Source organism: Microbacterium plantarum, from assembly GCF_035231185.1.
GTDB lineage: Bacteria > Actinomycetota > Actinomycetes > Actinomycetales > Microbacteriaceae > Microbacterium > Microbacterium plantarum.
The window spans coordinates 251,539-271,057 of sequence record NZ_CP141117.1 but is presented as its reverse complement, the minus strand read 5'-3'; the positions used below and the strand labels follow the sequence as shown (position 1 = coordinate 271,057).

11 protein-coding genes are annotated in these 19,519 nt (G+C 70.6%); 1 reads left to right on the top strand and 10 read right to left on the bottom strand.

Annotation, left to right across the window (positions count from 1 at the left end):
• Window positions 1–9 precede the first annotated feature (9 nt).
• Window positions 10–1,380 carry a serine/threonine-protein kinase gene (locus VC184_RS01285; RefSeq protein ID WP_323987058.1) on the top strand — a complete coding sequence of 457 codons (1,371 nt, stop codon included), beginning with the start codon at window positions 10–12 and terminating at the stop codon, window positions 1,378–1,380.
• Window positions 1,381–1,389: 9 nt separating this feature from the next.
• Here the strand turns inward: VC184_RS01285 and VC184_RS01280 are convergent, their stop codons facing one another.
• The 10 genes from VC184_RS01280 to VC184_RS01235 form a co-directional block, all read right to left on the bottom strand.
• A complete protein-coding gene (locus tag VC184_RS01280) occupies window positions 1,390–3,060 on the bottom strand; it encodes a serine/threonine-protein kinase (RefSeq protein ID WP_323987057.1) in 1,671 nt (556 codons plus the stop codon).
• Window positions 3,057–4,310 (bottom strand): FHA domain-containing protein, encoded by a 1,254-nt coding sequence (locus VC184_RS01275; RefSeq protein WP_323987055.1) that lies wholly within the window; start codon window positions 4,308–4,310, stop codon window positions 3,057–3,059. Before VC184_RS01275 ends, VC184_RS01280 begins: the two co-directional genes overlap by 4 nt.
• Window positions 4,310–5,125: a PP2C family protein-serine/threonine phosphatase gene (locus VC184_RS01270; RefSeq protein WP_114588980.1), complete on the bottom strand. Its 816-nt coding sequence runs from the start codon at window positions 5,123–5,125 to the stop codon at window positions 4,310–4,312. Before VC184_RS01270 ends, VC184_RS01275 begins: the two co-directional genes overlap by 1 nt.
• A gap of 5 nt (window positions 5,126–5,130) precedes the next feature.
• Entirely contained in the window at window positions 5,131–5,514 is a 384-nt protein-coding gene (locus VC184_RS01265; protein ID WP_282501885.1) for an FHA domain-containing protein, read from the bottom strand.
• Complete coding sequence (locus VC184_RS01260; protein ID WP_323987796.1) at window positions 5,511–7,802, bottom strand: transglutaminaseTgpA domain-containing protein; 2,292 nt, start codon at window positions 7,800–7,802, stop codon at window positions 5,511–5,513. Before VC184_RS01260 ends, VC184_RS01265 begins: the two co-directional genes overlap by 4 nt.
• Window positions 7,802–9,235 carry a DUF58 domain-containing protein gene (locus VC184_RS01255; RefSeq protein WP_269266950.1) on the bottom strand — a complete coding sequence of 478 codons (1,434 nt, stop codon included), beginning with the start codon at window positions 9,233–9,235 and terminating at the stop codon, window positions 7,802–7,804. The genes VC184_RS01260 and VC184_RS01255 overlap by 1 nt, the downstream gene beginning before the upstream one ends.
• Entirely contained in the window at window positions 9,235–10,206 is a 972-nt protein-coding gene (locus VC184_RS01250; RefSeq protein WP_269266949.1) for an AAA family ATPase, read from the bottom strand. The genes VC184_RS01255 and VC184_RS01250 overlap by 1 nt, the downstream gene beginning before the upstream one ends.
• A gap of 39 nt (window positions 10,207–10,245) precedes the next feature.
• On the bottom strand, window positions 10,246–16,317 hold the full coding sequence (locus tag VC184_RS01245) for an Ig-like domain-containing protein (protein ID WP_323987054.1): 6,072 nt from the start codon (window positions 16,315–16,317) through the stop codon (window positions 10,246–10,248).
• A gap of 151 nt (window positions 16,318–16,468) precedes the next feature.
• Window positions 16,469–18,844 (bottom strand): excinuclease ABC subunit UvrA, encoded by a 2,376-nt coding sequence (locus tag VC184_RS01240; RefSeq protein WP_323987053.1) that lies wholly within the window; start codon window positions 18,842–18,844, stop codon window positions 16,469–16,471.
• Entirely contained in the window at window positions 18,825–19,472 is a 648-nt protein-coding gene (locus VC184_RS01235; RefSeq protein ID WP_112615889.1) for a DNA-3-methyladenine glycosylase I, read from the bottom strand. Before VC184_RS01235 ends, VC184_RS01240 begins: the two co-directional genes overlap by 20 nt.
• Between the last annotated feature and the right edge of the window lie 47 nt (window positions 19,473–19,519).

The following is a 19,519-nucleotide window of genomic DNA, read 5'->3' as shown; positions in this document are numbered from 1 at the left end:
GAGGACGCCATGGCCACGAACGAACCGCCGCCCACAGAGGCGATGCTCGACGGTCGCTACCTGCTGGGCGAATGCGTCGGCCAGGGCGGCATGGCCCGCGTCCACCGCGCCGAGGATGTGCTGCTCGGCCGCACCGTCGCCATCAAGCTGCTGCGTCCCGAGCTGGAAGGGGCGACGACATCCTCCCGCGCCCGAAGCGAGATGACCGTGCTCGCCTCGCTCAACCACCCCGCACTGGTGACCCTCTACGACGCGCAACTCGCACCGGGTCGCGCCGAGTACCTGGTCATGGAGTTCGTCGACGGTCCGACGCTCGCCGCCCGTATCGCCGGCGGCCCCCTCCCCGCGGGTGAGGTCGCCGCTCTGACCGCCGACCTCGCCGAGGCGCTGCACGTCGTCCACGACGCCGGGATCGTGCACCGCGACATCAAGCCCTCGAACGTCCTCCTGTCGCAGTCGCCGATGCTCGGCAGTCGGTCGGGTGCGAAGCTGGCCGACTTCGGGATCTCCGTCCTCGTGGATGCCGCTCGGCTCACTCAGCCCGGAACCGTCATCGGAACGGCTGCCTACCTCTCCCCGGAGCAGCTCACCGGCGCGCCCCCTGCTCCGCCCGCCGACATCTACGCGCTCGGCCTGGTCGTGCTCGAGGCTCTCACCGGGCAGCGGGGCTTCCCCCGCGCGGAAGGATTCGGCGAGGCGCTTGCACGACTCACGATCGCGCCCGAGATCCCCGACACGCTCGACCCCGCCTGGGCCGCGCTGCTCCGGGGTATGACCGCGATGCGTCCGGAAGACCGGCCGAGTGCGGCCGAGGTGTTCTCGGCCGCGAACGAGCTCGCGGAACGCCCCGCAGCGCCGGCCCCGCCTTCCGTTCCCGCATCGGTCGCGGCGGCGACGCCCGTTGGCGCAACCGGCACCGCGACGCGCATCCTCCCCGCGGCTGCCGCGGGAACCGCGCGAGCGCCGGTGCGCGAGCGCCGGCGGCCCTCGCGGGCGCGGATAGGACTCATCGGGGGCTTGGCCGCCGCGACTCTCGCGGCCACCGCGCTCGGCGGCATGTGGCTTGCCGGTTCCACCGGCGAGACCGCTCCGAGCACGCCCGCCGACACCGAGCAGTCCGCCGTTCCCGAGCCGACGATCACCGAGACAACCGAGCCGGTCACCGTCGTGGACGAGCAGACCGACGAGTCGGAAGAACAGCCGGCCGCGCCCGTCGAGAACACGACGGAGCAGGACGGACCGGCCTCCGAGGCCGACCGGAAGGCCGCCGAAGAGGCGGCGAAGAAGGCAGAGCGAGAAGCTGAGAAGGCCGCCGACGAGCAGAAGAAGGCCGAGGAGCGCGAGAACAAGCGCGATCAGGACAAGCCCGGCCGCGGCTGACGGCCGACGTCAGGGCGTGCAGCCCCGCACGGCATCCCCCGCCCCGCCATTCGCCCGCACGAGCTGGACTTCGATGCAGGTCCGGCCCGACGGGTCGGCGGGAACGGTGACGGTCTCGTCCTCCACACGCTGGGGTGCGGCGGCGCCGTCGAGCGTGACGGGGTACCAGAGATACGAATCGCCCTCGGCCGGATTCGGATTCGTCCAGGTGAACGTCACGTCGGCACCGGCCGCCGTGCCCGCGAGGTCGCCGACGCGCGGCACGAAACCGGCGAGCGGATCCTGAGGGGCGCTGGAGGGAGACTCGCTCGCTCGAGGTTCCGCGGGCGCGGTCGGCTGAAGCATGCTCGCCACCACGACGACGGCGACCACGAGCGCTGCCGCGACGCCGCCGAGGGCGATCCACAGCCAGGAACGCGAACGTCCGGACGAGGTGCTCTCGGCCGGACCCGCGGCCGAATGCCCATCGGGCTCGGCGTGTGCGGCATCCGGGTTCGACGAGCTCGCGGCGGTGCCGTGCGCCGCGGCTGCGCGCTGCACTGTCTGGTCGGCGACCGGCTCGACCGTGCGCGGTCGGCGGACCGTCGAGTCCTGCCCGGCACGCGCCGACGGTCGGAGCATCGTCTCGTCGGGCGCCGACGGCGCGAACGGCGAGCCCGATGCGGACGGCGCGAACGGCGACGACGCCTCCGCGCCGCTCTTGCGACGGGTCGACCCCGCAGGAGGCGCGGTGGTCGGCTCGATGCTCACGATCCCGCGAACGCGAGTCAGCTCGCCGTCGGCATCCTCTTCCTCCTCCGCGTCGGGCGAATCATCGAGGATGTCGATCGGCGTGACCGAATGGGCCAGCTCGATCTGAACGCGCTGCAACGCGCGGGCGAACGACACGGCGCTGTCGAAGCGAGCTGCCGGGCTCTTCGCCATCGCGCGTGCCAGTGCCTGCTGCAGCGAGGGCGGAACGTCGGCACGGTCGAGTGGCGCGAGCGGCGCGGTCTCGATGCGCTGGATCAGGTCTGCGGCGCCGTTGCGGCCACCGGGCTGCTCGAACGGCGAACGACCGGCCAGAAGCGTGTAGATGGTGGCGCCGAGCGCATAGACGTCCGACCGCACGCCCGAATCGGGACCGTCGCCGAACGCCTCGGGCGGCGACCACGGAATGGACATCCCGGCGGTCTCGTCGGCCCCCTCCGTCGTCGTCGCGATGCCGAAGTCGGTCAGCGCCGGGCGGTTGTACTCCGTCACCAGGATGTTGGCGGGCTTGATGTCGCGGTGCAGGATGCCGGCGCGATGCGCGGTCTCGACGGCGGCGGCGACTTGGATGCCGACGCGGAGGGCCTCGGCGACCGAGAACGCAGCGGCGCGATACCGCACCTGCAGGTTCGGCCGCGGACAGTTCTCCATGACCAGGTACGGACGCTGGTCATCCGACAGGCCGGCCTGATAGATCGTGACGATCGCCGGATGCGTCGACAGCATCGCCATGACGTTCGCCTCGGCGGTGAACTGCTCGACCGAGCCACCGGCCATCCTCTCGGGAAGCAGCACCTTGACCGCGACCTTGCGCCGGGGCAGGTGCTGCTCGTAGAGGTAGACGTCGGCGAAGCCGCCCGAGCCCAGAAGCTCGAGGTAGGTGAAGCCCGGCAGCTGGGGCGGCGGCGCCGGGGGTCGCTTCGCGCTCACGGGAGATCCTCGAAGGCGATCGTCACACCGTCGCCGATGTCGAGCACGTCGCCCGAGACGACCATCGTCGGCTCGCTCGGATGCAGCCGCACCGGGTCGTTGCCGCCGCGAAGCAGCACCGATCCGTTCGTCGTGTCGAGGTCGACGACGAGGACGTGCTCGCCCTCCGCGCGGATCTCGACGTGGTTGCGCGAGATGTCCTGCTCGGGGCTCTCGACAGCGACGAGCGTGGGCAGCATGTCGCCTGTCGAGCGCGAGGAGCGCGGACGCCGACCGATGATCACCGTGTTGTCGAGTTCGACGACCTGCCCGTCCGACACGCGGATGCGTCCCCGCGCGAGACGGCGTGCGGGGACGATCTCCGTCGACTCGTAGACCGCGGGCTCGGTCCGCCGCGCACTGCGGATGTCGGCGACCGCGACGGTCTCGCCGTCGTGATCACCAGCGGGGGCGAGCGGCGACGACACGACGGTGGCGTCGTCGGCGGGCGCGCCGGACTCGGCGGCATCCGGCTGCTCGACGGACAGCGTCGGACGCACGACCGTCTCACCCCAGATCATCGCGTGCTCATCGGCGGCTGCCGTGTCGCTGAGCGGGACGAAGGTCTGCGCCCCAGGCGACTCGTCGAACGGGAGTTCGCTCTCGTCCTCCGCCGGGGCAGCCGGGGGCGCCGGCGACGCGGGAGCAGCAGCGGTGGGGGGCTCGACGGAGGACGGTGCCGGCGACTCCGGTGCGGGCACGGCCGGTGTGGTCGGCGCCGCGACGAACGGACTCGCGGGGCGAACGCCCGGTCGCGCGCCCGTCAGATCCACCGTGACCGAATCTGCCGCGACGACACCTTCGACGAACGGAAGCGATGCGGCCTCGTCCGCCGCGTCGGCGAAGAGCGCCGACGCGCGCTGCACGCCGGGGATGTGGCGCTCGACCCACGTCGAGACCCCCTGGCCCGAGACCGACAGCGGGCCCGACTCCGTTTCGACGACGAGCTCGACCGGGCCGCGGACGGCGACGCGGAGCCCGTCGCCCTCGACGATCGCCAGGATGAAGTCGGGAATGGCGGCCAGCGACGTGCCGAACGCGCCCGTCAGGGCCTCGATCACCGCCCCGATGCCGCGCTCCTCCAACCGGCGCCACACGGCCTCGACCGTCGGGATCGAGACGTTCGCGGGCAGGGCGACGGCCGCGGCGGGCGCGAGTGCGACGCGCCACTGCTCCGCGCCCGTTGCCGGAACGTAGCGGACCTCGACCATCAGGCTCTCCCCCCTGCGGCCGCTGCGCGCGGCCGGGTGTCTATGTCCGCGTCATCCGGCTGGGCGGACGGCACGGTGTCGTACGCGTCGTCACCGCCGTCTCCCAGCGCATCGACGACGATGACCGTGACGTTGTCGCGACCTCCGTGCAGCAACGCCTCGTGGACGAGCCGCTGCGCGGCTTCCTGCGGCTCGGTCTCCTCGTCGAGGATACGGGCGATCCGCTCGTCGTCGAGCTCGGTCGACAGGCCATCGGAGCAGACGAGGATGCGGTCGCCGCTCTCCGCCGGCAGCATCCAGAAATCGGCCTGGCCGACGCTGCCGGCGCCGAGCGCCCGCGTGATCTCATTGCGCCGAGCGTGGCGCGCGGCGGTCTCGGCGTCCATCTGGCCCGAGTCGACGAGCTCCTGCACGACGGAGTGGTCGACGCTGATCTGCTCGAGGCGTCCGCGCGCCCACCGGTATGTGCGCGAGTCGCCGATGTTCAATGCCAGCCAGTAACCGGCATCTCCGACGCGCGTGAGCACGACACCGGTGAGGGTGGTGCCCGCCGCACGCTGGCCGGTGGCGAGCGCGTCGATGTTCACGCGGGCTCGCTCGATGGCGGCGCGGACCTCGCCGTTCGACACCACGGCGGCCCCCACCAGGGACTGGAACTCTGCGACGGCCGCGGCACTCGCACGCGCTCCGGCCTCGTGTCCGCCCATGCCGTCGGCGACGACGAAGACGGGCGCTGCGGCGAGATACGAGTCCTCGTTCGCGCGACCGCGCAGGCCGGCGTGAGTCGCCGCCCCGTGCCCCACCCGTAGCGACATGGGGCTCACCGCATGACCTCGACGACGAGCCAGCGGTCACCGAGATCGAGCCGGTCACCGCTGTGGAGCACGGTCTCCGCTCCGGGCACGACCGGAACGCCGTCTCGCCCGCGCGTCACGACGACTCCGTTGGTCGAGGCCCGATCGATGACCGCGAGGCCTCCGGCGTCGAGGGGCACGAGTTCGAAATGCGTCCGAGAGAGGGTCAGCGTCTCGTCGCGCAGCACGATCGCATCGGCGCCGGCGGCACGCGACGGGTCGCGGCCGAAGACCGTCCGCCCGTAGACGGCCGTGCGGGTGCCGTCATCCCACAGGAGCAGCGCCCGGGTGCCGGTGCGGATGTCGGGGACGCCCGCGAGCGGTTCCGTGTCGAAGATCATCGCGCTCATGCGTCCCCTCCCCGGGCGCGCCGGGCACGGCCGCGCAGCAAGGAGCGCAGGCTGAGCCGGGCTCGCAGGCGGCGCCACACCGACACCCGGCCGCTCATGCCGACGACGATCGCGTCGACCTCGCGCCAGAAGGCGTCGACGTCCTCGGCCGTGGGCTCTCCCGGACCGAAGACGCGGGCATCCGCCGACGTCGCGAGGGCGGTCACATCGGGCTGCTCCATCGTCGCGGCGACGACCTGTGCGCTCTCGGTGCGCGTCGCACCCGAGGCGACGGGCGCGTTGAGGTCGACAGCGCGGTCGATCAGTTCGTCCCAGCCGCCCGAGATGCGGTCGGCGGGCTTGTCGGCGTTGCGCCGCTTCGTCCGTCGAGCGGTCTTCACCGCCCCCATGATGACGAAGGGAGCGAAGATGATCGCGAGGACGCCGATGCCGATGCCCACGGGCGCGAGGATGGCGCCGATCCAGTCGAAACCGGGATCCTCCTCGTCTTCCTGATCGCGGTCATTGGCGATCGCGGGCGGCAGCTCGGCCGGCTCCTGAGCCGGGGGCGGCGGCTGCAGCACCTGCGGCTTCGGGTTGGCCCGCGGCGTCGTGGTCTGCTCGTTCGGCTCGTTGTCCTCGTCGGGCGTCGGGTCGAACGGGATCCACCCGTACCCCTCGAACGCGACCTCCACCCACGCGTGAACGTTGTCACCGGTCGCGGTGAACTCGCCGGCGGTGTCGCCCTCTTCCGGGTGCCACCCCATGACGACTCGCGCCGGGATGCCCAGCTGCGCCGACAGCAGTGCCATCGCGACAGCGTACTGCTCGTCGTCGCCGATGATCTCGTCGCCGCCGAAGAAGCTCGTGATGCGGGCCGCGCCGTGACCGGACGGCGAATACGGGTCGTCCTCGAGACCGTGGCTGAAGTATCCGTCGGTCGAGAGCCAGTCCGCCAGCGCCTGCACCTGCTTGATGGGAGTCTCCGCGTCGCCGACGGCATCGGTGGCGATCTGCGACAGCCCGTCGGGGATGCCCTCCTGCTTCGGCATCTTCACCGGCGCGAAGGCGACATCGGCGAGCGCTTCGTTCGTGGGTCGGACGGGGAACACCGTGTCGACGGTGTAGGTCGTTCCCGGTGCGAGACCCGCGGTGACGGCCGCCGTCCCGGTGGCGTCGTTGTAGTGGGCGGTGCGGCGCAGCTCGTCGGCTCGTTCGCCCTCGAACTCGATCGACCGCACGGCACCGGCGTCGGGCAGCCACACGCCGCGCAGCTCGTCGATCTCGAACTCCAACCGACCGGGCACACCTTCGGCGTCCGGCGACATGTTCGAGCGCAACGGCGTGAACGAGCTCGACGAGCCGGCACCCTCGTCCGAGACGTTGAAGACGATTCCGTTGTAGGCGTCCATCGTCGCCAGGCGGATGCGGCCGTCCTCCGGGAGGCCCTGCACCGTGAAGAGCGGCGTCTCCGCGTCATCCCGGACGAGTCCGCGGAAGCCCTGCAGCGGGCTCGGGTACTGCTTGACGTCGAAGGGCGGGATGACGATGTCGCGCAGTACGTAGCGCGTCGACGGCGGGCTCGCCACGGCCGCGGTCGCGACGCCGGCGCCCACCGCGACGGCGACCACGGCGGTTCCCGAGATCAGACGGCGCAGCCGCGTGTGCCGCAAGGTCGCGGCATCCGACGTCGCGGCCGGCTCGATGCGCACGGCGGCGTTGTCGGGATCCCACGCCTGTCGCAGCGCGAGCCACACCGACGCCACGACGGCGAAGACGACACCCTGCAGCACGGGCACCGCGGGCTCGGTCATCCCGAGCAGGATCTGCGTGACGAGGAAGGCGGTCACCGGGATCAGCGCCCACGCCGCCTGGCGCAGACGGAGGGCGAGCGAGGCGGTGAGCACCGCCGCGACGAGCGTCAGCAGGAACGGAACGATCAGGTGTCCGTCGTACGGCGCCACCGGAGCCACCGTGGTGAGCAGGCGCTTCCACGACTGCACGGAGCCGAGGGCGAGCTGCGTCCAGGTGTCGAGCGTCGGGATGACGCCGAACAGCGCCGTCTGCGGCAGCGCGAGGGCACCCCCGAAGATGAAGTAGGCGGCGACGGTCAGGCCCGCCGTGGGCAGCACGCCCCAGCGACGGCGGGCGCACAGCCAGGCGATGCCGACGCCGATGACCAGTGCGCCGAATCCCGCGAGGAGGTAGGCCGGGCCGTCGAACGTCGGCCCGAAGCCGACGATCGCCACGGCGAGGAGCAGCACGACGGCGATGAGGTCGAGCACGAGCCGGCGGCGCGCGGGCGACATCACGACAGCACCTTCCGCATCGCGGGGGCGAGCTGATCGAGCGCGCTGATCGAGATGACGTCGGCATCACCGACGCGGCGCAGCACCGGGACCTCGGCCGATCGATCGGCGACGACGGCGAGCACCCGCACGCCCTGAGGCAGTCGCGAGCACGCGAGCTTGAGCTCGGCCGGGTCGGCCCCCGACCCGCAGAACAGCACGACGATGGCGATGCCGTGGGAGTTCATCGCGATCGTTCCGGCCAGGGCCACGACGCCGCCGTCACGCTGGCGCGAGTGCTCGAGAGCCGACAGGTTGTCCAACAGCCGACGCGGCCCCTGCGTGCGGAGCGGGCCGCGCTGCGTGCGCGCCTCGAGCATGCGGGAGTCGCGCAGCGCGCGCAGGCCGATCGAGCCGGCCGCGGAGATCGCGAGCTCGAACTCGTCGGAGTCGGCGTAGTCGCCGGCGTACGTGGAGAGCCCGAGCACGAAGTGCGACCGACGGGTCTCCTCGTACTGGCGCATCATGAGATTGCCGACGCGTGCGGTGGACTTCCAGTGCACATGACGCAGGTCGTCGCCGGGCTGGTACTCGCGCAGGGCGTGGAACGACACGTCGTCGGGTGCCAGCTGCGTCGAGGGGAGCCCTTCGAGGTCGCGCAGGCGCCCAAGCGAGAGCCCCTCGAGGGGCACGGTGCGCGGGTGCACGTAGAGGTCGACGGCTTGGCGGCGGTCGCTGCTGCGCTCGAAGAGTCCGAGCGGGTCGCCGCGGAGCACGCTGACCGGTCCGACCGCCAGCACTCCGCGGGCGGTCGTGGGGATCGCGAACAGCTCTTCGTGGGCGGCCCCGGGTGCGAGCCGGGGCACGTCGAACTCGCCGCGCCCGGAGCCGACCGGCAGGACGACCCGCGAGGGCAGGATCGGCCGCGACGTGCCGTTGACGAGGGTCAGCCCGCCGATCGCGCGCTCCCCAACGACGACGTGGGTGCGTGTCAGGTCGAGGTCGACGTCGTAGGCGGTGCCGCCGAAGAGGAACGGCACGCTGATGACGACGATCGCGGTGAGGATGACGGCTGCGATGACCATCTCCTGCCAACCGAAGCTGAGTGCGACGACCCACAGCAGCACGGTCGCGAACAGCAGCACCCACCCGAGCGGGCGGATGGTGCGGGTGACGAGGCGGATGCCGCGGCGCGCAACTGCCCACCACGACTCGAGCCGCTCGCGCCAGACGACCAGCCGCGACGGCGCCTCCGCGTTGACGGGGGCGGCATCGGCCGACAGTGTCGTCGTCCCCACCCGGAGGGTCGCGTCCGCGTCGCGCGTGGTGTCACCGACGGTCCGGGTGTCAGCCGTGGTTCCGGCCGTGCTCTCGGCGACCGCCTCACCGCCGGCAGCACCTCGGCCCCGGCGCGTGCGACGCGTCGGGGTCGGGGCGGCAGGGGGTGTGGCCATCAAGCGTCCGCCCGCGCGAGCGGCGCCTCGACGTCGGCGAGGGCGTTGTTCATGACCGTCTCGGCGGTCGTGCCGGTGAACTCGGCCTCGGGGTCGAGCACGAGGCGGTGGGCCCACACCGGCAGCGCGAGCAGCTTGATGTCGTCGGGCACGACGTAATGGCGGCCCTGCGCAGCGGCGTAGACCTTGGCGATGCGGATCATCGCGATGGCCCCGCGCACCGAGACGCCGAGGCGCGTCGCCGACGCTTCGCGCGTGGCCTCGACGATCTGCGCGGCGTAACGCGCGACGACCGGATCGATGTGGACGGTCGCGGCCAGGTCGGCCATCTCGCCGACGGCGCGCGTCGTGATCACGGGCTTGAGGTTCGCCGACGGGTTGCGGTCCACGGCGCCGACGAGGATGCGCTCCGAGACCGCGAGGGTCGGATAGCCGATCGACGTCTTGATCATGAAGCGGTCGAGCTGAGCCTCGGGCAGCTTGTAGGTACCGGCCTGCTCGATCGGGTTCTGGGTGGCGATGACGAGGAACGGGCGGCCCACCTCGTGCGCGACACCGTCGACGGTGACCCGCGACTCCTCCATCACCTCGAGCAGGGCCGACTGCGTCTTCGGCGAGGCGCGGTTGATCTCGTCGGCGAGCACGATCGAGGCGAAGACCGGACCGCGGTGGAACTCGAAGCGCTTGTTCGCCTGGTCGTAGATCGTGACACCGGTCACGTCGGAGGGCAGCAGGTCGGGCGTGAACTGGATGCGTGTCGAGGTGCCCTGCACGCTCGCCGCGATCGCCTTCGCGAGGCTCGTCTTGCCCGTGCCCGGCGCATCCTCCAGCAGCACGTGCCCCTCGGCGATCATCGCCGACAGCACGAGCGCCACGACCTCGCGCTTGCCGAGGAGAGCGGCGTCGACGTTGTCGACCAGGCGCGCGAAGGTGTCGCGGAACCACGCTGCCTGCTCGGGTGTCATGCTCATTCGTTCGTTCTCGTTCCTCGTGGTGAGTGGATGCGGGGACTACCAGCGCGTCGTGCCGGTACGACCCCAGCCGATGATCTCGGCCGAGATGTCGCGTCCATCGGCGCCGATCCAGCAGTCCAGCTGGATCGACCCATTGGCCGGGACGTTGTACGACGACGGGTAGGTGTTGAACTTCCGGTTTCCGTCGTAGCAGTCGATGCGGTAGTTGCCGGCCGGGAAGTCCTGCGTGTTCAGCTTCAGGTGGAAGCAGCCGTTGACGCAGCCGCCGACCGGCGATCCCTTCTCGACCGAAGCGCGGGGCTGCGGCGGGGGCGGCGGGTTCGGCGTCGTCACGCTCGCCGAGGCTTCACGCGCCTCGCTGCCGGCGGCGCTCACGCGCACCCGGATGGACTGCGTGCTGCTGTAGCCGACGTCGCCCTGCGAGCGCGATCCGCTCGCGTCGACGCGCTGCCAGCCGCCGCCGTTCACGCTGATCTCCGTGGTGATGTCGCGACCGTTGCGGGCGGGCGACGACCACGACAGCGTGACGCGGTTGCCGTCGCGGCTGGCGTTGGCCGACGGGTTGCCGATCTGGCCGTACGGCGCGACCTGGTTGGATGCCGCCGAGGGCTCACCCTCGTACCGCGATCCGTCGGCCGTGGCGACGGCACGAACGCGCACCGTGTATGTGCCGTTGTTGTTGACCTGACCGTTGCCGATCGTGCCCGATCCGCCGTTGCCGCCGCCGATCCAGTCATTGCGCCAGCCGCCGTTGTTGACGGAGTACTGGTAGCTGACCTCACCCGGGTTCGCACCATTGAGCGGCCCGGCCGTCCACGACACGGTGACGCGGTTGTCACCTTCGCTCGCGCTGATTCCGGTCGGGGCGCCGGGAGGCGTGAAGGCGCGTCGAGGTGCGGACGCCGCACTCCACTCGCCCCAGCCCGCCTTGTTCTGAGCGCGGACGACGAACGTGTAGTCGGTCGTCGAGGTGTCGACGGTCACGGCCTGGCTGGTCTGACCGGCGGGCACGCTGATGGTGTCGACGGTCGCACCGCCGCGGCGCACCTGCAGCTGGTATCCCGCGATCGCGTCGCCGTTGTTCGCCGGCTGGTTCCAGCTCACCTGCATCTGCGAGCGATTGCCCACCGGGTTGAGGCGCTGTGTCGACGGCGCTCCGGGCGCGTCCGGCTTGCCGGCGGGCACCATCGCCTGCGACCAGACGCTCCAGCTCGACGGCTCGGGCGCACGGTTGTGGGCTCGGACGCGCACCTGGTACTGGACGCCGTTCTGCAGCCCGTCCCACGTGATGCGGGTACCGGTCACGCCGGTCTTCTCGGCGACCCCGGACGGCGGTGCGGGCGAGATCTGCAGGCTGTAGCTCTCGACGGGCGAGCCCTCGGTGCGCGGAACCGTCCACGACACGTCGAGGCTGCGGTCGCCGAAGGCCAGGCTCGGCGGGTTCGGCGTGTCGGGCCGCTGATCGGGACGCGCGGTCTCGGACGGCAGCGACGGGTCGGACTCGCCGACGCGGTTGGTCGCGGTGACCACGAAGTTGTACTCGACGTTGTTCGTCAGTCCGTCCAGCGTGCACGTCGTCGAACGGCATTCGCGGGTGTACGAGCCGGCGGTCGAGCGGACGCTGTAGCCCGTGATCGAGGCGCCGTTGTCGACGGGCGGCGACCACGACATCACGACCGTGCGACTCTCGACGCTCGTCACTGTCGGCTTGCCCGGCGCATCCGGTCGCCCCTGCACCGTGATGCGGATCTGGCCCTCGACCTCGCGGTCGGGGTCGCCCGTCGCGTCCTGGATCCGGTAGCGCACGACCAGCGTGCCCACGAAGTCGGCGCGGCTGGTGACTTCGACGCGGTCGCCGGCGACGGTCGCCGAGGCTCCCGAGGTCTCGGTGAACGCGCCGACCACTTTGAGCGGCGTGCCGGGGAAGGGGTTCACGTCGTTGTCGAGCACAGCGACCGAGATGGTCTTACCCTGGTCGGCCTGCTCGATGACATCGGCGTTCGCGGTGGCGAGCGGGCGCGTCGAGGCGGTCACGGTGACCGTGATCGTCGCCGTCACCGGGTCCGATTCGCCGTCGGTGACGCTCACCTGCACGGGCAGCGAGGTCCCCTTGGCGACGTCCGTGCTCGCCTCCACCGAGAGCACCGAGCCGTCGATGCGCGCGGTCAATCCGTCGGGCGAGCCGCCGACGATCGCGAACCGCAGCTTCTCGGCATCGCCGGGATCGGGGTCGGTCGCGAGCGCGGCGAGATCGAGGGTCCGCGCATCCTCGCCCTGCGCGACCTCCATCTGCGCGCCGATCATGCTCGGCGGGCGGTTGTCGGGCGGCGTGACGGTGATCGGGATCATCAGGGTCGCCTTGCGGCCCTCGGGGTCGTCGGGCCCCGAACCGTCGGTGACTTCGAAGGTCAGGGCGTCCTGACCGAAGTAGTCGGCAGCGGAGGTGTACTCGAGCGTCCGCTCGTCCTTGACGAGGGATGCACCGTTGGAGTGGGCCGCCGTGACCTTCTCGGCCTCGGTGATGACGACATCCCGTCCGCCCGAGGCGCGCACGTACTCCGACAGCGGCAGCTCGACGGTCTCACCGCTCTGGACGACGAGAGGCTCGGTCGAGATGAGGCTCGGCGGCAGCTCGGCGAGCGAGGGCACGTGGATGAAGGCGGCCGCGGTGAGCTCGTCCTCGTCGGTGATGAAGTAGGTGATGAGCTGGCGCTCGTCGGTCAGCGGCACCGACACCGTGCCGTTGGGGCGCACGGTGGCGTTCTCGCCGCCGGCGCCGAGCGTCACGCGCAGCGCACTGCGTGTGCCGTCGGGGTCGTCGTCGTTGTCGAGCACCGCGACCTCGGCCACGCCGTTCTCGTCGACGTCCTCGGCGCGCACGCGATCGTCGCGGGCGATCGGGCGCTGCAGCGGCACGTCGGGGTCGACGGTGATCTGCACGGGGGCCGTCGCGGTGAGGCCGCGGGCGTCCTCGATCGTGTACTGGATGCTCGTGTTCATCGGCACGTCGGGCGCAGTGATGACGATCTGCTCGCCCGACACCTCGGCCGCGAGTCCCTCGACGTCCGGCACCTCGAGGGCGGCCGCGGCGAATCCGAACTGGTCACCGTCGGGGTCGGAGTCGTTCTCGAGGACCGAGACCGCCACCTGGCGTCCGGGCCGCATGATGACGGCATCCTTCACGGCGTACGGCGCCTGATTGGTCGTCTCGGGCGGCGCGACGCCGACCTGGATACGCGCCGTTCCCTCCTTGCCGAGGCGGTCGCGCACCCGGTAGGTGAACGAGTCGGAGCCGACGCTCGTGTCGAAGGCCTCGTAGACGAAGGTGTTCGACCCGGTCTCGACGATGCGCCCCTTGCTCGGCGAGCTCGCGATGCCGATCAGCTCGACGGAGTCGCCGTCCTCGTCGATGCCGTCGAGGGGCACCGGGATCGTGACCTTCGAGCCGCTCAGGGTGCGCGCGGTGAGGTCGCGGGGGCGCGGCGCGGCGTTGGCGTCGTCCTGTCGGGGCAGGATCTGGATCGTCACGTACGCACCGGCACGCTGACCCGAGCTGTCGACAGCCTCATAGGTGGCGTTGACGGTCTTGGGCTCGTCACCGGCACGGAACCGGAGCTTGTCCTCCGAGACGAACACCTGGCCGTCGGCCTCGTCGACGAGCGGCGGAACGAGCTCGGGAGACACATGCAGGGTGTCGCCGTTGGGGTGGGTGTCGTTCGCGAGCACGTCGATCGTGACGACATCGCCGACGCGCACGACCGCCGTGTCGTTGTTCGCGACCGGTGGCCGCAGCCGGTCGGGCGCCGGGATCGGGATGACGACGATCTCGCCCGTGGCGGATTGGTCGCCGTTGGAGATCGTGTACGACACCCGCGTCTGCTCGCTGAGCGAGCCCTGGTCGGTGATCCGGACGGTCTCATGGCCGAGCACGGCCGCCGTCACCCCGCCATCGGGGTCGGCCGTCACCGACTGGACGACGAGGATGCCGCCGGCTGGATCGGTGTCGTTGCCGAGGACGTTGACCAGCACGTCGCCGCCGGTCGGCAGCAGCGCGACGTCTCGCACGGCGACGGGCGGGAGGTTGGTGTCCGCCGCCGGCAGCACGTCGACGCGCACGAGTCCAGGGACGCTGTTGGGGCCCGCCGAGACGAGGTAGTCGACGTAGTAGGTGTTGACGACGTCGGACGTGAAGGTGAAGGTCTGCTCGGCGAAGTCGGGCTGGATCGTCGCGCCCTCGACCTCGTCGACGCGCGTCAGGCGCAGCGGCTCGCGCCCCGCGCTCGTGTCGTTGGTGAGCGGTGACACCGTGACCGACTGGCCGACCCGGGTCACGACGTGGTCGGCGTTGGTGACGGGGACCGTCGTCCCGGGAGGGCGAACGTCGATCCGGAGCACGCCGGCGCCGTCATCCGTGCCGTCCGAGACGATGATGGGCACGTCCTTTCGGCCCTGCACCGCACCGATCGCACGATAGGTGATCTGTCCGTCGGACGTGAAGTCGGCCTCGTCGCCGCCGTCGGGCTGGACCGACTTCAGGAAGATGTCGTCGCCGTCCGGGTCGATCCATTCGCTCAGGACGTTGTACGACGTGGTGCCGCCGGCCTCGACCGTCACCGGCGTGACGCGCTGCTGGACGGGCGGGGAATTCTCGTTGTCGCCGCGCACCGAGAGCCGCACCGTCGCGGATGCCTCGCCGCCGCGGCCGTCGTCGGCGGTGTAGGTGAACGACGTCGAGCCTGACGCATCGTCGGGCACGGCGATCTGGAGGGCGCCGCCGTTCTGGATCTGCGAGATCTCACCGAACGCGGGATCGCTCGTGGCCTCGGCGACGAGCACGTCGCCGTCGGCATCGGTGTCGTTGAAGAGGACGGGCAGCACGGTCGTGCGACCGGGGCGCACACCGAACGAGTCGTCGACGGCGATCGGCGGCGTGTTCTCCTCGGTCCGCTCGGGCAGGGCGGTCTCGACCGTCTCCTCGGTCGTCTCCTGCTCCTCGTCGCCGGTGCCTTCCGGCGGGGTGATGTCGGTCCAGTTGTCGACGCGCTGCATGTTCTCGCTCGCGAGCCAGGCCGCACCGCCGAACACGTCGTTGAGCACGACGACATCCCGATTCACGCGGAACTCCAGTTTCGCGGCGGGATCGATGCCCTCGATCTCCTGCACCAGATCGTCGGCGTCGTTCGCACAGTCGCGGACGAAGACTCCCGATCCCGACCACGCGCCGTAGGCACAGCCGCCGACGTAGACGGGGTCGGCGGGGGTGCCCTCGGCACCGGCCTCGATCGTCGTCGTCTGTCCCCCGGGCTGCACGCGCAACAGGGCGCTGCGCGTGCTCACGGTGAGGGTCTCGGCGGAGTTGGACGGACGCTGCAGCAGCGCATCGGCGGGAAGATCGGTCTGCGAGCCGTCGCCGCCATAGAGCACATTGGTCTCGCGGTCGAGCACGAACGGCGTCTGCCCGAGTGAGGTGATTGCCAGCTCGTGATCCTCGGCGATGCCCTCGAGGCTCCGCTCGGCGGTCTGCGCGACGGTGCCGTCGCCGATCGGCGCGTAGGCGTACAGCGACGCGCCGGCCGCGGACGCGGCATAGATCGTGCCGTCTGTGCCGACCGTCGCCGTCGCGTTCTCCCCGAGCTCGGCGATCGGCTCGTTGCCTTCGAAGCTGAAGCCGTTCACACCGGCGAACTGGACGGTGCGCAGGTCTCCCGCGGCGTCGAGCACCGAGACGGTGTCGGATCCGAGGGCGATCTGCGCGCCCGGCTGCACCTCAGCGGTTCCCGACAGCACGACCTTCGCGGGATCGACGGCCGACATCGCCGATCCGTCCGCGTCGACCACGACGACGCGGGGACCGGATTGGAGCACGTCGTACTCGGCGGATGTCGTGCGCAGACTGCCGTCGAGCACGCGGGACTCGTTGTTGTAGTGCCCCACGAGCAAGCTGGACTGCTTCGTCACCCACACGCCGCCGTCGTGGAGATCGACCTCGGTCGTGGGCTCACCCTCGTAGGCGACCGCAAGGGTTCCGATGGTCAGTGCCGCGACGGTGACGATACCGGCGGAGATGAACGTTCGCGGGCGTGCCCGCAGCCACGAGGTCGACGTCATTGGGCTCGGCTCCCCCCGGGGCGACGGTGATCGGCCCGGCTTCCGGGCTCGCACTGGTTGAACTGCGGAACCACCCTATGTCAGGAGAAGTGCCGGATTTGTCGGTTGACATGGGGAGTTCTCCCCATGTCGACCATCGCGATGGTGTGCATCATCTCTCCGATCCGGCGCGGGTGCCGACGTAGCGGCCGAGATGCTCCGCTGTGAGGGTGTCGCCAGCCGCGACGAGGTCGGCCGGTGTCCCCTCGAACACGACCCGCCCGCCGTCGCGCCCGGCACCCGGTCCGATGTCGATGATGTGATCGGCGTGCGCCATGACGGCCTGATGATGCTCGATGACGATGACCGAGTTGCCGGCGTCGACGAGCCGGTCGAGCAGCGCGAGCAGATTGTCGACATCCGCGAGATGCAGACCCGTCGTCGGCTCGTCGAGGATGTAGACCGAGCCGGACGTGGCCATCGAGATCGCGAGCTTCAACCGCTGCCGTTCTCCGCCCGAGAGGGTGCTCAGCGCCTGCCCCAACGTGATGTACCCGAGGCCGACGTCGATCAGGCGCGACAGGACTCCTCCCGCCACCCGCGGCGGAAGCGCCTCGGCGGCCTCCGTCGCGCTCAGCGCGAGCACCTCGGCGATGGTGCGCCCGTCGAGGGTGTACCGGAGCACCTCGGGGCTGAATCCCGACCCCTCGCATACGTCGCACTCCGTCTCGACGGATGCGGTGATGCCAAGCTTCGTGACGATGACGCCCAGCCCCTTGCAGGCCGGGCACGCGCCCTGCGAGTTGGCGCTGAAGAGAGCGGGCTTGACCCCGTTCGCCTTGGCGAACGCCGAGCGGATCGGATCGAGCAGGCCCGTGTAGGTCGCCGGACTGCTGCGCCGGTTGCCCCGGATCGGCGACTGATCGACGACGACCACCCCGTCCCGCCCCGCGAGGCTGCCGTGGATGAGCGACGATTTGCCCGAGCCGGCCACACCGGTGACGACGGTGAGAGTCCCGAGCGGGATGTCGACGTCCACCGACTTGAGATTGTTGGCGGTCGCACCCCGGATCTCGAGGATGCCGGACGCCGTGCGCACCGCCGGTTTCAGCTGTGCCCGGTGGTCGAGGTGCCGACCGGTCAGCGTGCCGGATACCCGCAGCTCGGCGACCGATCCCGTGAACTGGATCCTCCCGCCGTTCCGTCCTGCGCCGGGCCCGAGATCGATGACGTGATCGGCGACCTCGATGACCTCGGGTTTGTGCTCGACCACGAGCACCGTATTGCCCTTGTCGCGGAGCCCGCGGAGCAGATCGTTCATCCGCTGGATGTCGTGCGGGTGAAGACCGGCTGTCGGCTCGTCGAAGACGTACGTGACGTCGGTCAGGCTCGACCCGAGATGCCGGATCATCTTCGTTCGCTGGGCCTCGCCGCCCGAGAGTGTTCCCGAGGAGCGGTCGAGCGAGAGATAGCCGAGGCCGATGTCGATGAACGACTGCACGGTGGCACGCAGTCCCGCGAGCAACGGCTCGACGGAGGGGTCGTCTATCGAGCGAAGCCAATCGGCGAGGTCGGTGATCTGCATCGCCGCGGCATCGGCGATGTTCACTCCGGCGATCCTCGCCGAACGTGCCCCGTCGTTGAGCCGCGTCCCCCCGCATGCCGGGCAGGGCATGAACTTCACCGCCCGCTCGACGAACGCCCGGACGTGGGGCTGCAGCGACTCGCGGTCCTTCTGCAGCATCGACTTCGTGACCCGCGGGACGAGTCCCTCATAGGTCATGTTGATGCTCTGGATCTTGACCTTGGTGGGCTCTTTGTAGAGGAAGTCCTCGAGCTCGGTATCCGAGTAGTCGGCGATCGGCTTGTCGGGATCGAGCAGTCCCGATTCGCTGTACCCGCGCACCATCCAGCCGTCGGCGCTGTAGCCCGGAACCCGGATGGCGCCGTCATTGAGAGACTTCGACCGGTCGACCAGCTCATCGATGTCGATGTCGCTGACCTCGCCGAGCCCTTCGCAGTCGGGGCACATGCCGCCCGTCACCTGGAACGACCGGCGTTCCGCACGGCCTTCCTCGCCTCCGACGGCGATCATGATCTCGCCGGCACCCGACACCGACGGCACGTTGAACGAGAACGCCTGCGGCGACCCGACGAACGGCTGGCCGATACGGCTGAACAGCACGCGCAGCATGGCATGCACGTCGGTCGCCGTGCCGACCGTCGAGCGGGCGTTCGCGCCCATCCGCTCCTGATCGACGATGATCGCCGGGCTGATGTTCTCGAGCGCGTCGACATCGGGGCGCCCGATCTGCGCCATGAACTGCTGGACGAAGGTCGGGTAGGTCTCGTTGATGAGACGCCGCGACTCGGCGGCGATCGTGCTGAAGACGAGCGAGGACTTGCCGGAACCGCTCACGCCCGTGAAGACGGTCAGCCGTCGTTTCGGGATGTCGACGTCGACACCGTTCAGATTGTTCTCACGCGCACCGCGGACGCGGATGAGCTCGTGCGAATCGGCGGCGTTCTCAGCGGATGCGGCGGCCATCGGACATCCTCTCGGTACGAACCTCCCCATTGTGGGGCTTCGTGTCGTCGAGGGCGAGAGCTCGGTGGCATCCGACGACGTGGTCGTCGACCATGCCGGACGACTGCATGAGCGCGTACATCGTCGTCGGCCCGACGAACCGGAACCCGCGGCGCCGCAGGGCCTTGCTCATCGCCTCGGATTCCGCCGTCACCGGGGGCACGTCGGCGAGCGTTGCGGGGCGTGGCCGGTCAGCCTCGGGCGCGAACGACCACATGAGCTCGTCGAACTCGCCGTCGGAGAAGCCGAGCAGCAGCCTCGCGTTCGAGATGGTGGCCTCGATCTTCGCCCGATTGCGGATGATGCCGGCATCCGCCATGAGGGCCGCGATCTCGTCGGCGCCGAATGCGGCCACGCGCACCGGCTCGAATCCCGCGAAGACTTCGCGGAAGCGCGGGCGTTTGCGCAGGATCGTGATCCAGCTGAGCCCCGCCTGGAACCCCTCGAGGCTCAGCTTCTCGAACAGCGCGCGGTCGCCGTGGAGCGGGCGCCCCCATTCTTCGTCGTGGTAGCGCCGGTACTCGACGTCATCGCCCACCCAGCCGCATCGGTCCAGGCCGTCGGGTCCGGTGATGAGGTCGAGCGCCATTCCGCCAGGCTAGCGAGCGCCGCCGACATGCCGCGGTTCGCCACCGC

What these genes read in the sequence shown, in the direction of transcription:
- VC184_RS01285 (WP_323987058.1), top strand. Translation starts at nt 10, where the DNA reads ATGGCCACGAACGAACCGCCGCCCACAGAGGCGATGCTCGACGGTCGC.
- VC184_RS01275 (WP_323987055.1), bottom strand. Translation starts at nt 4,310, where the DNA reads ATGGTCGAGGTCCGCTACGTTCCGGCAACGGGCGCGGAGCAGTGGCGC.
- VC184_RS01270 (WP_114588980.1), bottom strand. Translation starts at nt 5,125, where the DNA reads ATGTCGCTACGGGTGGGGCACGGGGCGGCGACTCACGCCGGCCTGCGC.
- VC184_RS01265 (WP_282501885.1), bottom strand. Translation starts at nt 5,514, where the DNA reads ATGAGCGCGATGATCTTCGACACGGAACCGCTCGCGGGCGTCCCCGAC.
- VC184_RS01260 (WP_323987796.1), bottom strand. Translation starts at nt 7,802, where the DNA reads ATGTCGCCCGCGCGCCGCCGGCTCGTGCTCGACCTCATCGCCGTCGTG.
- VC184_RS01255 (WP_269266950.1), bottom strand. Translation starts at nt 9,235, where the DNA reads ATGGCCACACCCCCTGCCGCCCCGACCCCGACGCGTCGCACGCGCCGG.
- VC184_RS01250 (WP_269266949.1), bottom strand. Translation starts at nt 10,206, where the DNA reads ATGAGCATGACACCCGAGCAGGCAGCGTGGTTCCGCGACACCTTCGCG.
- VC184_RS01245 (WP_323987054.1), bottom strand. Translation starts at nt 16,317, where the DNA reads ATGACGTCGACCTCGTGGCTGCGGGCACGCCCGCGAACGTTCATCTCC.
- VC184_RS01240 (WP_323987053.1), bottom strand. Translation starts at nt 18,844, where the DNA reads ATGGCCGCCGCATCCGCTGAGAACGCCGCCGATTCGCACGAGCTCATC.
- VC184_RS01235 (WP_112615889.1), bottom strand. Translation starts at nt 19,472, where the DNA reads ATGGCGCTCGACCTCATCACCGGACCCGACGGCCTGGACCGATGCGGC.